Origin of the sequence: Saccharococcus sp. Marseille-Q5394, from assembly GCF_946901335.1 — a bacterium.
Taxonomy (GTDB): Bacteria; Bacillota; Bacilli; order Bacillales_A; family Planococcaceae; genus Sporosarcina; species Sporosarcina luteola_C.
Window position 1 is genome coordinate 1,016,529 of record NZ_CAMPPQ010000001.1, and the last position, 13,949, is coordinate 1,030,477.

The following is a 13,949-nucleotide window of genomic DNA, read 5'->3' on the forward strand; positions in this document are numbered from 1 at the left end:
ACTTTCTCCCTTCAAACCCTGTTAATCTGCTGAACGATCAGTTGTGTTTGGCCGTTGCGTTTTTCCATTGTTCCTGTGATTTGCACCATTGCAAGCTCTTGTATGTGGATGTTGCTTGCGGCGTATTGTCTTGGGAAGATTGTGCAGGATAGTTCTCCTGTTTCGTCCTGGAGAGTCAAGAAAGCCATCGCTTCTCCTTTTTTTGTACGGATCCGCTTGACTTCCCTAATCATTCCGGCGACTTTTAGCATTGTCCGTTCTTTTGCCTCGGGAACGACTACTAAATCCACAACTTGTTCCTCCAGCGTCTTTTTCATTTCCAATGCCGGGTGTTCGGATAAATAAAAACCGAGCACTTCCCGTTCATATTCGAGCATGGCAAATCTCGGCATCGATCCGCCCGGAGAGTATTTCGGCTTTGCTACTGAATAAATGATTTCATGAAGTAAGTCGTCTCCGTCAGGACTGACGAATTGGGCATGATTGCGGGCAGCTTCAATCGATGCTAGCAGGACGGACCTGTCTTCCCCGAATTCATCGAGTGCTCCCGCTTTTATGAGAGGGATGATTGTTTTTTCGGTAAAATGGGTTCCTCCGATTGCAGCTGAAAAGTCGAAGAGGGTCTTCCATTTTTCTGACGTACGAGCTTCTTTTATGACGTTGTAAAAAGACGGGGTCATACCTTTGATCGCCCCTATGCCGATTCGAATTGAACCTTTCTCGACAACATGAGAGTATTTGCTCTTTTGAATCGAAGGAGGAAGGATTTCAATTCCATTTCCCCTGATCTCATGGATATATTCCATTGTCTTCTCTTGGTTTCCAGTTGCCATCGACAACAGCGCGGCGTAAAAATAAGCTGGTGCATTCGCTTTGATGTATGCCAACTGGTAGGAGATCAATGAGTAAGCAACTGCATGGCTTTTCGGGAAGCCGTAATCCGCAAATTTAACGATCAAATCATAGATTTCACTTGCTGAGCCTTCGGGAAAGTTATGCTGGACTGCACTTCTTACAAAGTGTTCTCGTTCCTGTCGCAGCACTTCACGTTTCTTTTTACTGACAGCCCTTCTTAACAGATCCGCTTCCGCCATCGTGAACCCCGCAATCTGCACAGCGATTTGCATGATCTGCTCCTGGTATACGATGATGCCCTCGGTTTCCTGGAGAATCGGCTCTAGGGTAGGGTGTAAATAATTAATTTTTTCCTTTTTGTTTTTCCTCCGACTGTAAAGCGGGATATTCTCCATGGGGCCTGGCCGGTATAATGCATTGATGGCGTATAGGTCGCTGAACGCATCCGGTTTGATCAGCCGTAACGCATCTCTCATGCCGTCCGACTCGAATTGGAAAATCCCCGTCATGTCGCCATTCTTGAAAAGTTCAAAAGTCTTTGCGTCATTCAGAGGAATATCTTCGAAATGCAGCTTCTTGCCCGTGTCGTAGTGAATCATCGATTGGATACGGTCCATTAACGTTAAGTTTCGCAATCCAAGGAAATCCATTTTCAATAAACCGATTTCCTCCACATCCCCCATTGCCCATTGAGTCAAGTAAATATCATCACCGCCATTTTGGAGTGGAACATTTTCAACTAATGGCATCGGAGACAGGATGACTCCCGCTGCATGGGTGGAAGCATTTCTCGGCAAGCCTTCCAACGTTTTAGCTGCTTGAAACCACTTGGCACGGACAGGATCCATTGCAATCCAGTCTTGAAGGGCTTTCGACTTGCTGACGGACTCTTCCAGCCTTTTGCTATGCCCTTCCTGAATCTGTTTGGATAAGAAAGACATTTCTTCATTGGAGAAGTCGAATACCCGGGCTACGTTTCTTGCGACAGATTTAGAAGAGAGCGTTCCGAAGGTAATGATTTGAGCAACATGCGCCTTCCCATACTTCTTTGCGACATATTCAATCACTTCAGAGCGGCGGTTGTCTGCAAAATCGATGTCAATGTCAGGCATTGTAACTCTGCCTGGATTGAGGAAACGTTCGAAAATGAGTCCATATTTGATTGGATCGACATCCGTAATACCGAGGGAGTAGGCTACGAGGGAACCAGCCGAGGATCCCCGACCCGGGCCTGTCAATATCCCATTCTCCTTTGAAAAACGCATGAAATCCTCGACTATTAAAAAGTAATCGGAGAAGCCCATGTTTTCGATGACGGCAAGTTCTTTGCCAAGTCTTTCATAATAAGTAGGATTGACGCTTCCTAGCCGGCGGACCAAACCTTCCTCGCAATTTTTCTTCAACAGGGAAGCCGACGTGTGTCCTTCGGGAACCGGAAAAGCAGGCATCAACGTGCGGCTTGGAGGCAATTTTGCATTGCAGGACAACATGATTTCAGCCATATTGTCAATCCATTCCGGTCGATCGGAAAACCATTGCAGTAACTCTTGCTCTTCCGGCACGTAAGCATCATAGACTTGCATTTTTGGCCGGGCCGGATCATTCAGCTTATAGCCGGACCGTATTGCCGTAGCCACTTCAAAAGCGAAGGCATCCTCTTCGGCAATATATCTTGATTCATGAATTGCGGTAATGGAGGTGTCCACCTCTTCCGCAGTGCGCAGAATTTCATCTTCAGCATGGTGCTTCACTCCACTTGGCCGGGAAATGCCGATATAGACTGTCTGACATGCTTTTCGTATCGTCTGGATCGTATCGATTCCCCGTTTACCCTCCCATGAATGATCGGTCATTGGACAAATGAAGACGCATCCCTCGCTATACGCTTGCAGCCATTTTAAAGGAAGTGTTTCTGGCTCCCTTGTAGAGATCGCACTGCTTATTTTAAGAAGATTGCTGTAGCCTCTGTCATCTTTCGCGTAGGCATATAGCAGAATATCGGAACCGTCATCCAACTCCAACAGGATCGATAATCCGATGACAGGATGGATGTCGTATTTCTCCATCACTTTGCAGAATGAACGGACGCCATACATTTTCGAATTGACAATCCCAACAGAGCGAGCCCCTCTCCTTTGCAGAAGTGGGGCCAAATGATCAAGCTTTATAATGCCGCGCAGCAGATCGGCGCCGGTCACAATTTGTGGATAGACTAGTACCAATGAAAATCCCTCCGAACCGTTACTTCATTGCACATAATTCTTTCAATTTCGCAATGACCTCATCCGCTTTATCCCACGAATAAATGGACGCCCCCGAAGCGAGCGGATGTCCCCCGCCGTCATATTCAGCAGCGAGTTTATTGATAATCGGCCCTTTTGAACGGAATCGTACACGAATCTGATCCTCTTCTTCGACAAAAATGACCCATGCGCAAATTCCCTTCACATCCCCGAGCGCTCCTACAAGTTGGGATGTCTCACTCGCGGTTACGCCGAACTTTTCCAGAATCGATTTGTCGATTTTAATGAAAGCCGCTCCGTTTTCATCAATCGTGAATTGTTGATACATATAACCTTTCAAGTGGAGCAATCTACGGTCTTCTTCATACATTTCCGCGAAGAGTTTCGTCCGATCAAAATCATATTTGATTAAACCGCTTGCAATTTCGAATGTCCTTACAGTCGCACTTGGGAAAAGGAATCTGCCTGTATCTCCTACAATTCCAGCGAATAGCAAACGGGCACAAGCATCAGACATCTTCCATCCATAATGCTTTTCCCCTTCTTCAAATAGCAGATAAATCATTTCGGAAGTGGAGCTTGCATCAGTATCCACCCATCTCATATCTCCGTATGGGTCGACATTCGGATGGTGATCGATCTTTAGTAAAAAATCGGCTTTCTCATAAAACTCTGCATCAATCCGCTCAGTATTGCCCGTATCGGTAACGATGACAAGTGCGTTTTTATAATCATCAGGCCCTACTTCATCCTGATTTGCTAAATAAGTGAGCATATCATCATGCGTCCCGGATGCATACACTTTCTTGTCAGGATAATTGGTTGTTATCAATTCCTTCAAGCCGACTTGCGACCCGTATGCATCCGGATCGGGCCGAACATGGCGATGAATGATGATTGTGTCGTATTGTTCAATTGTGTCGATGATTTGTCGTTTCAATTTGTGATTCCTCCGGTATTCAATGATTTCTGTTCGCATTTACTGAAAAAAGCCGCTACAATGAAAGAAGTTATTTGATGGAGGCTCTTTTATGAAAACACTCAATTTTGTACTTGTCTTTCTTATTATTGCATCAGGCGTCTATTATTTTTATTTTAAAACCCGTCAATTCAGAACACGTCAAGTGTTCCCAATCCGGAAACAGTACTTTGCAAGCAAAGCTGGTACTTTTCTGGGCGGATTACTTTTCTTCTTCGGAATTAACCAGCTTCTTCTGTTCGAAGGGATTGCAACGTATGTCGTTTCCAGTCTTTTCATTGTACTAGGCGCTTATATCATTTTCTTTAATACGAAAGCTGCAAAGCACTATAAACAATTTATTGATGAAGAGACTAAGCTGAATGAAAACTGATGCTACCGCCGCATCAGTTTTTTTATTCCAGCAATTATCTATCGAAAAGCTGATACATAACCATCGCTTTGGCGATTAGTTCCGAATCCGAGAAAAGATCGAAATCCACTTTGACGAATCTCCTGCTCATATGAAGGATTCTTGGTTCAACAATTACAGTATTTCCGAGCTGAACATGCTTAATGAAGTAGATGGTCATGTTTTCGGGAACGCTTTCTCCCCTTTTCCGCATTTTGATTGCTCGATTTCCGACGTCCGTCAATAATGTCGTCAGGGCTCCGTATGATAGAGACCCCAATTGGTTCGTCATTTGTGGAACGACAGTGAATTCGATATTTAGCGGCTGATCAGGCACAGCTTTCATTTGACCCTTTACGATATCATCGATTTTTTCTCCTTGTTGCGGTTGCCTTTGGGTCATCTGAAACGCTTTCAGGACATCTTGGCGGCTAATGATTCCTTCGAGAATTCCGCTATCGCTGACGACAGGCATCAAATCAATGCCCTCCCATATCATGCTATGCCCCGCGGAAGCTACGCTCGTTTTCCCATTCACAGTGATCGGGTTTTGTGTCATCACTTTCTCAATCAGATCGGTCCCAAGCTTTCCGACAGCATCACGGGAAGTTACTATTCCAATCAATTTTCCATTCCGATCAATGACCGGATATCCCGAATGTGCCGTTTTCTGGTTCACTCCATTGAAATGAGCTACATTATCCTTCGGCGAAAACGTGATTGTCTCAGCGAGAGGAGTTAGTATGTCCTCCACAAGAAGTATTTCCTTTTCTATCAATTGGTCATAAATTGCACGGTTCAACATCGTTGCAACTGTGAATGTGTCATAACTGGATGAAATGATTGGTAAATTTAATTCATTCGCCAGTTTCTTAGCTTCATCGGCAACATCGAAACCTCCAGTGACAAGGACTGCCGCACCTGCACTTAACGCAAGTTCATGTGCCTTGAGCCTGTTCCCGACGATCAATAAGCTGCCTGCATCTATATACCGCCTCATATCATCGAGCTGCATCGCCCCGATGACGAATTTGGTCAAAGTCTTATGAAGCCCGTCTCTTCCTCCGAGTACGACACCATCTACAATATTAACGACTTCGGCAAATGTCAGCCTTTCGATATTCTCTTTTTTCTTTTTTTCAATACGAATCGTGCCAACCCGTTCAATCGTATTCACAAGCTTCTGGTTTTCAGCTTCTTTTATTGCCCTATATGCCGTTCCTTCACTGACGGATAAGGCCTTGGCAACTTGGCGGACTGATATTTTCTCGCCGACTGCCAATCCTTCGATATAGCGTAATATCAGCTCATGTTTTGTCGACATTTTTTCACCTTTTTCTCTTTTTACCTGCTCCCATTTTATCATACATCGGAAAGAATAGTATTTGCAGGAAGACTCAGGTCGATAAATGATCGAATACGGGCTTATAGAAAAACCGATCCGGTGATGTGCTTTCCGGATCGGTGACGGTATTTATAATTCCAGTGAATCTCCCGCTTTCATAATCTTGACTTCGTGGTTAGCGACAAGATCCTTGAACGTTTGCGGGTTTTGCCTAATCGGCGGGAATGTATCGTAATGGATAGGAACGACAACCTTCGGATTCAGCAATTCAACAGCAGCGGCGGCATCTTCAGGCCCCATCGTAAAATTATCGCCGATTGGCAAAAAAGCGATGTCGATGGAATGCTGTCTTCCGATGATAGCCATATCGCCGAAAAGGGATGTATCGCCTGCGTGGTATATTGTTTTTCCTTCGGCAGTGAACAAAATCCCTGCTGGCATGCCTGTATAGATGATTTCGTTCTGAGGTGTCGTGTAGGAAGAACTATGGAACGCTTGTGTATATTTCACTGTCCCGAAATCGAATGTATAGGAGCCTCCGATGTTCATTCCGTGCGTATTTAAGTTTTGCCAACCTAAGTAGACGGCTAGTTCATTCGGCGCAACGATAAGTGGATTGCATCGTTTTGCTATGTCAAACGTATCTCCGACATGATCGTTATGTCCGTGCGTCAGCAGGATCACATCGGGATTCTGTACTGAAGCATCCAAGTCCGTCAGTTCATTGCCAGTGATGAACGGATCAATCAATAATGTCTTTCCTTCTGTCTCAATTTTCACGACAGAATGTCCGTGATAAGAAATTTTCATTTGCAAATCCCTCCAAATCTGTTCATACATACTATACTTCTTTATCTTACCGGAAAACCCTCTTTTTTGATATGATATGTATGGTGAGTAAGTTAATATCGGAGGGATAAGGTTGAATAAAATTACTGAAATAAAAAGTTACCTGCAAGAAAACAATGTGGATGCAGCTTTCATTACAACTCCAGACAATGTTTTTTATGTTTCCGGATTCCGCAGTGAACCACATGAAAGGCTATTAGGTGTCATGATTTTCAAGGAATCAGAACCATTCGTCATCTGTCCTCTAATGGAAGTGCCTGATTTGAAGGCTTCCGGTTGGACATTTGAAGCAGTTGGGCATCAGGATACGGAGGATGCTTGGGAAGTTCTCGCCACCGCAGCCGTGAATAGAGGAGTTCCTCTTCAGACAATTGCAATCGAAAAATCCCATTTAACCGTCGAACGCCTAGAACGGATGGAACAACTTTTCGAAGGAGCATCATTCCAACGTCTCGACGAACAACTGAATAAAATGAGAAATATCAAAAGCGAGGATGAGCTTGTAAAGTTGCGCAAGGCAGCAGCATTGGCAGATCAAGCAATCGAAATCGGCTGCAAAGAGATCGCCGAAGGGAAAACCGAGCTTGAAATTCTCATGGCAATTGAATTTGAAATGAAAAAAATGGGCGCAGAAAAGATGTCCTTCGACACGATGGTATTATCCGGTCCTAAAACCGCTTCCCCGCACGGAACGCCGGGAGACCGGAAAATCCAAAAAGGTGATTTCATCCTGTTCGACCTTGGTGTCGTATACGAGGGATATTGTTCAGATATTACAAGGACAGTCGCATTTGGCGAACCTTCCGAAAAACAGCGTGAAATTTATGAAACTGTCAAAAAGGCAGAACAGACAGCAATCGACATGGTTCGTCCTGGCGTGAAAGCAATGGACTTGGATAAAGCCGCAAGGGATGTCATTAAGGTAGCAGGCTACGGTGAGTATTTCACGCACCGACTTGGACACGGGCTTGGCATTTCCGTACATGAATTCCCTTCAATTACAGGAACAAATGAAATGGAACTCATTGAAGGAATGGTATTCACTGTCGAACCGGGGATTTATCATCCTGAAATTACGGGAGTGCGAATCGAAGATGATCTAGTCGTCACTTCTGACGGTGTAGAAGTACTAACGAAATTCCCGAAAGAACTGCAGATTATCCAGCCTTAAAATTGAAAACATGCTGTCCGAAATAAATCGGACAGCATGTTTTATTATTTACTTAATAGCGTTTCAGCCGGAACATACTCTATGCCCTGCGCGTCTGCAACAGCTTTATATGTTACATGACCTTCCAATGTGTTGATTCCTTTTTGCAATGCAGCATTATCCAAACAAGCTTGTTTATAGCCTTTATTCGCAATTTGCAATGCATATGGAACTGTAACGTTCGTCAATGCCATTGTCGATGTACGTGGCACAGCTCCTGGCATGTTCGCAACTGCATAGTGGACGATACCATGTTTCTCATAAGTAGGATTATCATGGGTCGTCACGCGGTCGGATGTTTCGAAGATTCCGCCTTGGTCGATTGCGATATCGACAAGAACCGAGCCTGGCTTCATCGATTTGACCATCTCTTCCGAAACCAATTTCGGCGCTTTAGCACCTGGAATCAATACACAGCCGATAACGAGATCGGAATCCTTAACCGATTCTGCGATATTGAACGGGTTGGAAACAAGTGTCTGAATGCTATCACCGAACATTTCATCCAATTGGCGAAGACGGTCTACAGACAAGTCGAGCACAGTAACGTTCGCACCCATGCCGACAGCGATTTTCGCCGCGTTCGTTCCCGCCTGTCCACCACCGATTACAGTGACTTTTCCGCGGGATACGCCTGGGACTCCTGAAAGAAGAATTCCTTTTCCTCCGTTAATCTTTTCAAGATATTGCGCGCCGATTTGAGTTGCCATACGTCCAGCAACTTCACTCATCGGTGCAAGCAACGGTAAAGAATTATTCACTTGCACAGTTTCATAGGCGATGCCGACAACTTTGCTATCTAGCATTGCTTTTGTCAATTCCAATTCAGGGGCAAGATGCAGATAAGTGAACAGGATCAGCCCTTCACGGAAATAGCCGTACTCGGAAGCAAGCGGTTCTTTCACTTTCATGACCATATCTACATCCCAGGCTTCTTTCGCTGTAGCTACGATCGTCGCCCCAGCCTCGATATAATCCTCATCAGTAAAGCTGGAACCTAGTCCTGCACCAGTTTCAATCAGTACTTCATGGCCTGCTGACTTCAAGTTGTATGCGCCTGCAGGTGTCATTGCCACCCGATTTTCATTATTCTTCACTTCTTTTGGAATCCCAATACGCATTTCTGATCCTCCTATATACAAGAAAGTTAGTTGGCCACAAATCGACAATTCGACAAGACCAATTACTACAATTCTATCAGAAGTTAAAAGAATTTGCGCTATAAATATAATAAACAAATTCTTCAACCTACTATCGTTCTATTTCTGTTCTGAAGGTTCCGAATTACCATCCTATGTTTTTTGAAGGTTGTAAAGGGAATAGTATTAATACACCCGACATTTCTTAGACATATTCCAACGATACCGATTTGAGTTTCCAACAAACAGAAAAGGGTTTAGTTAAATCAATATCGAAGTTAGTAAATGTAAATATAAATCTGTAGGATGGAGTGATTGGTATGGTATTAAAATACGAGCAAATTATCGTGGCTGTGGATGGATCGAAGGAATCCAGTTGGGCATTCAAAAAGGCGATGGGCATTGCAGCGCGCAATGATGCAACATTGAACTTGGTGAACATCATTGATACTCGTTCCTATGCGGCTGTTGAAGCATACGATCGATCCATCGCGGAACGGGCACATAAATTCGCCGAAGAGCTGCTGACGGAGTACAAGCAAGAAGCAGAGGCGGCCGGGTTGAAGAAGGTAAACATCGTCGTAGAATACGGTTCACCGAAAACGATGATTTCCCGCGAGCTATCGAAAAAGCTTAATGTGGATCTCATCATTTGTGGTGCAACCGGCTTGAACACAGTAGAGCGTTTCCTCATCGGCAGTGTATCCGAAAATATAGTCCGTTCAGCAGCATGCGACGTTCTCGTTGTTCGTACACCTGAAGTTTGACGGAAAGAATACGAACCTGCCCGGCATAATGGGCAGGTTCGAATTTTAAAAACCTTTAAGCAGTTCATTGATGTATGTTTAATGTTTAATAACCTCCCTGCTCTTCTATTATTTGCATTGCAATGCCTGTCAACTCGTCATGTTCAGTGAATCGTTCAGAAAGCATATCAGTTAGAATATGTTCCAGGAAGTATTTTACACAATTCATGTCTTGAAACAGCAATATTGTTCGTAGTGCTTCTTCGTATATCTCTAAAAACAATGGCTCCGGATTAGCCTTTTGAATTTCACCAAATGCTTCATAGAGCAGATCGATTTTATCAGCTACTGATAGAATGCGCCCTTCCAATGTCTCATCTTTACCTTCTTTAAATCTTTCCAAATAAATGGCTTGAAACTCTTGTGGAAGTTCCTTTTCTACGAACTTCCTCGTCATTTCTTCCTCCACTTCACTGAATAGCTGCTTCAACTCTTGCGAAGCATATTTTACAGGCGTCTTTATATCCCCGGTAAACAGTTCCGCGTAATCGTGGTTCAATGCCTTTTCATATAGAATTCTCCAGTCAACTTTTTGGCCGCAATCCTCTTCAACTGTGCCAAGAAATTGAGCAATTTTCGCCACCTTAAATGAATGACTGGCGACGGAATGGTGCTGATATTTGAACTTTCCTGGACAACGAATAATTTGTTCTAAATCAGATAAGCTTTTAAAGTATTGATGTACACCCATCTTTTTCATCACCACTTCTGTATTATTTAAGGACTTGAAAATTTTCACACAGTACAATCATAATTACATCTTGTAAATGCTTTCCCTTATTCTCACTAAAGTATGCAGGAAAGGGATAATATCACACAGCCAATTCAATTCTCCCGCCGTGCAAAAAACCCTTCAAATCCATGAAAGGATAAGAAGGGTTAATTCAGATACAATAAATTAAAAACAATAATCGGATATCAGCATAACTTATAATTCTTCACTTACCCAGTCTTTAATCTGTTCAAGGAACCGGGACATCGCCAGTTTATCAGACATATTCGGCACTTTTGACAGAAGTACATCCGGCTTGGCTTTCATTTCAGCGTACGGCTTCTGCAGGATGAAAACGCTCTTTTCGTGTGCGACGCTTCTGAATAAGGAAGCTGGTAATTGAAGGACCGCCCTGATGACAGCATTCTTCTTCAAATAACGATGCAGCTCTGCAGACTGATCAGATTCAAAAAGGGATGCCGGCGTTAGGAATAGTGCGTATCCACCTTCCTTTAGGTGATTCATCGATTGTTCTATGAATAGATGATGTGCAAATGCATGTCCTTCCGCAGGCATCATTTCAAAGCTGATGGCATTGTCGTCATCAGGATAATAACCGACCGGAAGATCACATACGACCAAGTCAACAGGATCTACGAGTAAAGGACGCAATGCATCTTGGACGAAAAAGCGGACAGGCTGTTCGAGAAGTTCAGCAGTGATGGCAGATAATCTGACGAGTAGTTCATCAATTTCCACCGATGTCGCCGTTGCTTTATCTCCGATTGCATTCATGACTGTGAACAGCAAATTGCCCGTTCCTGCTGCTGGATCAAGTAAGGTAACTTGCTCCTTGTGCTGCATCAATTCGTTTGCAAAATGCCCGATGAGCATGCCAATCGCATCTGGTGTCATCTGATGATTCGGTTGAGCTTGCTCTTTCATGCCTTTCAGGACAGCGAGCTGAATTCCTCTTCGGATTTCCTCTTTTGTCACGGAAGGAGACAGTCGGGGCATTCTTTCCCCTGACAGCCATTCCTGACATGCTTCAATGACTGCTTCCAAATAAAGGTCTTCTTTGTTAGATTCTGCGTGTTCATTTAAAAATGTAAAGATCTGTTCAGTATTTGTCACCATATCGTATCCCTCTAATCCAAAATATACCTTGCTAAAAACCATTTATAACAGTAATGTGGCCCACCCGTTGCCGAGTGGGCCACGTTATTATTTTGTCAATTCGTTAACGGCTGCAATCGCCTTTTCGTAATCTGGATGGTCTGTGCCTTCCATTACATACTCGACATAATTGACTGTATCGTTCTTGTCGACTACGAAGATGGAGCGAGCTAATAGCCGCAGCTCTTTCATGACGACACCGTACGCTTCCCCGAATGACAGGTCGCGGTGATCCGACAACGTCTGGACATTGCTGACACCTTCCGCAGCACCCCATCTCGCTTGCGCAAAAGGAAGATCGACGGATATCGTTAGCACTTCCACATCGTCTCCGAGTGAAGTCGCTTCTTGGCTGAATTTTCGTGTCTGTTCAGAACATACACCAGTATCGATGGATGGAACAACGCTTATCAATCGGATTTTCCCTTTTGAATCATTCAGCGTAACCGGTTGTAAATCGTTGGATAGTACTGTGAAATCTGGAGCTTTGTCGCCTACTGTTACTTCTTTACCGAGCAATGTGACCGGATTTTGTTTGAAAGTGACATTTACCATGAAGACGCCTCCTATTCATTTCACTTCATTCTACTAAACAATTGTTCCAGCATGCAACTCTTCGCCCTTGCGCTCCTGCCTCGTTTCAATTACTTCCCTTTCAAATGCTTGTTCATGGATGACGTATGTGTCAGCAAAAAGGTCGTGCAATGCTTCCTTTTTAGGCATGAAGACAACAAACAGATAAGGGATGGTCAGAAGCTTTGATATGAAACGGCCAACCACTTCCCTGAAGAGGACTGTTCCCCACGTCAGTTTTCCGCCGTCTTTTGTGACAACTTTTATCCCCAAAATCATCTTTCCTACCGTCTGACCTGTAATTTTCGTCATAAGTGCGAAATAGGCAAGGAAAAGGATAAGGAGTGCAACTTTGTACGGGCTGAATAAAAGAAAAGATGGATTTGAAATTTTAAAATCCAAAACCCTGAATATAGGTTTGATGAAGATTCCGCTGATTGATGATACGACAAGCAAGTCAATGACATATGCCCAGAAACGTGTCCAAAAACCGGCAAATTTCGGTATGAATCGCTCCGTCTGGACAATCTCATATGCAGGGAGGCGAACCGGCTCAGGTATATCACTTATCAGCTCGTTATTTTCAATATGATCCGTCATGCCCTATCCCCTCCTTATTTTTCACCATATAAGTACATCATCCGCGGTGCATCGTAATCTGAAAGTAATTTCCCAATCAGTTCAGACTCAATATTGCGACCGAAAAGATTGCCGACCTTCACTCCGAAAAGTGAGCCAAAGCTATCCATCGGCGCGTATTCAAATACTGTAGCGTTTTCCAATTCGTAATCCGTCTTCAGTGCATCGATGGCATCGCCCATCTTTCCGAAATCGTCTGCAAGACCGGAGTCAATCGCCTGTCTGCCATTCATGATACGGCCATCCGCCACTTTCTTAACTTGTTCTGTCGACATATTACGGCCTTCCGCAACAATTGCCACAAATCTTTCGTAAGAGTCATTGATCATTTCTTGAAGCATATTGTGCTCTTCCTCTGTCATCTCGCGAGATCCGCTCATGATGTCTTTGTAAGGGCCTGTTTTGATTGTATTGAAGTCAATCCCATATTTCTCCGCAAGCTTTGCATAATTAACGCTTTCCATGATGACCCCAATCGATCCCGTAATTGTTTCAGGGTGCACGAAGATTTTTTCGGCAGGCGCAGATACATAATAACCTCCGGATGCGGCAAGTCCGCCCATTGCTACGTAAACGGGAATTTCCCTTTCAATCTGGATCGCCTTGATGGCATCATAAATATCCGATGATTCAACCACTCCACCGCCTGGCGTGTTCACCGATAGGACGATACCCTTAATCGTTTGGTCGTTCAAAATTTCGTGAAGCTGTGACATGAACATTTGGTGATTGTAACCTTCTGATGCGAACAAGGAACTGCCGACATCCTGGATAACGCCATCCAAAGTAAGAACGGCAATTCGATCCCTGCCTTTTCCTTGTTCGATGACCACTTCGCTGTAGCCCGTACTGCCTGCAGCCATTTCTTCCATGAAGCTGCTGAAATCCCTCGTGAATAAATACGAAAGTGAGTTAATGCCTATTGAAATGAAAATAAGCACTGCAGCTACGATGATTGCAATCCATCGTTTCATTGCCATTATGTAATTCCCCTTTCTTTCTACAATCATTGTATACGTCTTGGACCCGACA

At 44.1% G+C, this 13,949-nt stretch carries 13 protein-coding genes; 3 read left to right on the forward strand and 10 right to left on the reverse strand.

Features of this window, described 5'->3' with window-relative positions:
* Nucleotides 1-11: 11 nt before the first annotated feature.
* Together OC538_RS05090 and OC538_RS05095 are read right to left on the reverse strand one after the other, a co-directional pair.
* The gene (locus tag OC538_RS05090) at nucleotides 12-3,077 is read right to left on the reverse strand and encodes a DNA polymerase III subunit alpha (RefSeq protein ID WP_251694167.1); all 3,066 of its coding nucleotides are present in this window, start codon (nucleotides 3,075-3,077) and stop codon (nucleotides 12-14) included.
* Between the two features lie 19 nt (nucleotides 3,078-3,096).
* Nucleotides 3,097-4,038 (reverse strand): DHH family phosphoesterase, encoded by a 942-nt coding sequence (locus tag OC538_RS05095; RefSeq protein WP_251694166.1) that lies wholly within the window; start codon nucleotides 4,036-4,038, stop codon nucleotides 3,097-3,099.
* 91 nt (nucleotides 4,039-4,129) lie between these two features.
* Between OC538_RS05095 and OC538_RS05100 the strand changes: the two genes are divergently transcribed.
* Complete coding sequence (locus OC538_RS05100) at nucleotides 4,130-4,450, forward strand: YtpI family protein (RefSeq protein WP_251694165.1); 321 nt, start codon at nucleotides 4,130-4,132, stop codon at nucleotides 4,448-4,450.
* 34 nt (nucleotides 4,451-4,484) lie between these two features.
* On the opposite strand, the gene OC538_RS05105 is transcribed toward OC538_RS05100, so the two are convergent.
* Both OC538_RS05105 and OC538_RS05110 read right to left on the reverse strand, forming a co-directional pair.
* Entirely contained in the window at nucleotides 4,485-5,792 is a 1,308-nt protein-coding gene (locus tag OC538_RS05105) for a DRTGG domain-containing protein (protein WP_251694164.1), read from the reverse strand.
* A 150-nt stretch (nucleotides 5,793-5,942) separates the two neighbouring features.
* A complete protein-coding gene (locus tag OC538_RS05110) occupies nucleotides 5,943-6,623 on the reverse strand; it encodes a metal-dependent hydrolase (RefSeq protein WP_251694163.1) in 681 nt (226 codons plus the stop codon).
* Nucleotides 6,624-6,735: 112 nt separating this feature from the next.
* Here OC538_RS05110 and OC538_RS05115 point away from each other — a divergent pair, with 112 nt between their 5' ends.
* Nucleotides 6,736-7,833 carry a M24 family metallopeptidase gene (locus tag OC538_RS05115; RefSeq protein ID WP_262173534.1) on the forward strand — a complete coding sequence of 366 codons (1,098 nt, stop codon included), beginning with the start codon at nucleotides 6,736-6,738 and terminating at the stop codon, nucleotides 7,831-7,833.
* 44 nt (nucleotides 7,834-7,877) lie between these two features.
* Here the strand turns inward: OC538_RS05115 and ald are convergent, their stop codons facing one another.
* The gene (gene ald / locus OC538_RS05120) at nucleotides 7,878-8,993 is read right to left on the reverse strand and encodes an alanine dehydrogenase (RefSeq protein WP_251694161.1); all 1,116 of its coding nucleotides are present in this window, start codon (nucleotides 8,991-8,993) and stop codon (nucleotides 7,878-7,880) included.
* Nucleotides 8,994-9,331: 338 nt separating this feature from the next.
* Here ald and OC538_RS05125 point away from each other — a divergent pair, with 338 nt between their 5' ends.
* The gene (locus OC538_RS05125) at nucleotides 9,332-9,778 is read left to right on the forward strand and encodes a universal stress protein (protein WP_251694160.1); all 447 of its coding nucleotides are present in this window, start codon (nucleotides 9,332-9,334) and stop codon (nucleotides 9,776-9,778) included.
* An 85-nt stretch (nucleotides 9,779-9,863) separates the two neighbouring features.
* On the opposite strand, the gene OC538_RS05130 is transcribed toward OC538_RS05125, so the two are convergent.
* From OC538_RS05130 to sppA, 5 genes are all read right to left on the reverse strand, one after another.
* On the reverse strand, nucleotides 9,864-10,508 hold the full coding sequence (locus tag OC538_RS05130) for an HD domain-containing protein (protein ID WP_251694159.1): 645 nt from the start codon (nucleotides 10,506-10,508) through the stop codon (nucleotides 9,864-9,866).
* Nucleotides 10,509-10,745: 237 nt separating this feature from the next.
* Nucleotides 10,746-11,666, reverse strand: a complete 921-nt coding sequence (locus OC538_RS05135) for a class I SAM-dependent methyltransferase (RefSeq protein WP_251694158.1) — start codon at nucleotides 11,664-11,666, stop codon at nucleotides 10,746-10,748.
* A gap of 87 nt (nucleotides 11,667-11,753) precedes the next feature.
* Nucleotides 11,754-12,260 carry a thiol peroxidase gene (tpx, locus tag OC538_RS05140; protein ID WP_251694157.1) on the reverse strand — a complete coding sequence of 169 codons (507 nt, stop codon included), beginning with the start codon at nucleotides 12,258-12,260 and terminating at the stop codon, nucleotides 11,754-11,756.
* A gap of 33 nt (nucleotides 12,261-12,293) precedes the next feature.
* Nucleotides 12,294-12,878, reverse strand: coding sequence for an RDD family protein (locus OC538_RS05145; RefSeq protein WP_262173539.1), 585 nt, complete (start codon nucleotides 12,876-12,878; stop codon nucleotides 12,294-12,296).
* Between the two features lie 14 nt (nucleotides 12,879-12,892).
* On the reverse strand, nucleotides 12,893-13,897 hold the full coding sequence (gene sppA, locus OC538_RS05150) for a signal peptide peptidase SppA (protein WP_251694155.1): 1,005 nt from the start codon (nucleotides 13,895-13,897) through the stop codon (nucleotides 12,893-12,895).
* Between the last annotated feature and the right edge of the window lie 52 nt (nucleotides 13,898-13,949).

Coding starts and splice junctions, on each gene's coding strand:
- OC538_RS05130 (WP_251694159.1), bottom strand. CDS start 10,508: ATGGGTGTACATCAATACTTTAAAAGCTTATCTGATTTAGAACAAATT.
- tpx (WP_251694157.1), bottom strand. CDS start 12,260: ATGGTAAATGTCACTTTCAAACAAAATCCGGTCACATTGCTCGGTAAA.
- OC538_RS05125 (WP_251694160.1), top strand. CDS start 9,332: ATGGTATTAAAATACGAGCAAATTATCGTGGCTGTGGATGGATCGAAG.
- OC538_RS05135 (WP_251694158.1), bottom strand. CDS start 11,666: ATGGTGACAAATACTGAACAGATCTTTACATTTTTAAATGAACACGCA.
- ald (WP_251694161.1), bottom strand. CDS start 8,993: ATGCGTATTGGGATTCCAAAAGAAGTGAAGAATAATGAAAATCGGGTG.
- OC538_RS05105 (WP_251694164.1), bottom strand. CDS start 5,792: ATGTCGACAAAACATGAGCTGATATTACGCTATATCGAAGGATTGGCA.
- OC538_RS05110 (WP_251694163.1), bottom strand. CDS start 6,623: ATGAAAATTTCTTATCACGGACATTCTGTCGTGAAAATTGAGACAGAA.
- sppA (WP_251694155.1), bottom strand. CDS start 13,897: ATGGCAATGAAACGATGGATTGCAATCATCGTAGCTGCAGTGCTTATT.
- OC538_RS05145 (WP_262173539.1), bottom strand. CDS start 12,878: ATGACGGATCATATTGAAAATAACGAGCTGATAAGTGATATACCTGAG.
- OC538_RS05100 (WP_251694165.1), top strand. CDS start 4,130: ATGAAAACACTCAATTTTGTACTTGTCTTTCTTATTATTGCATCAGGC.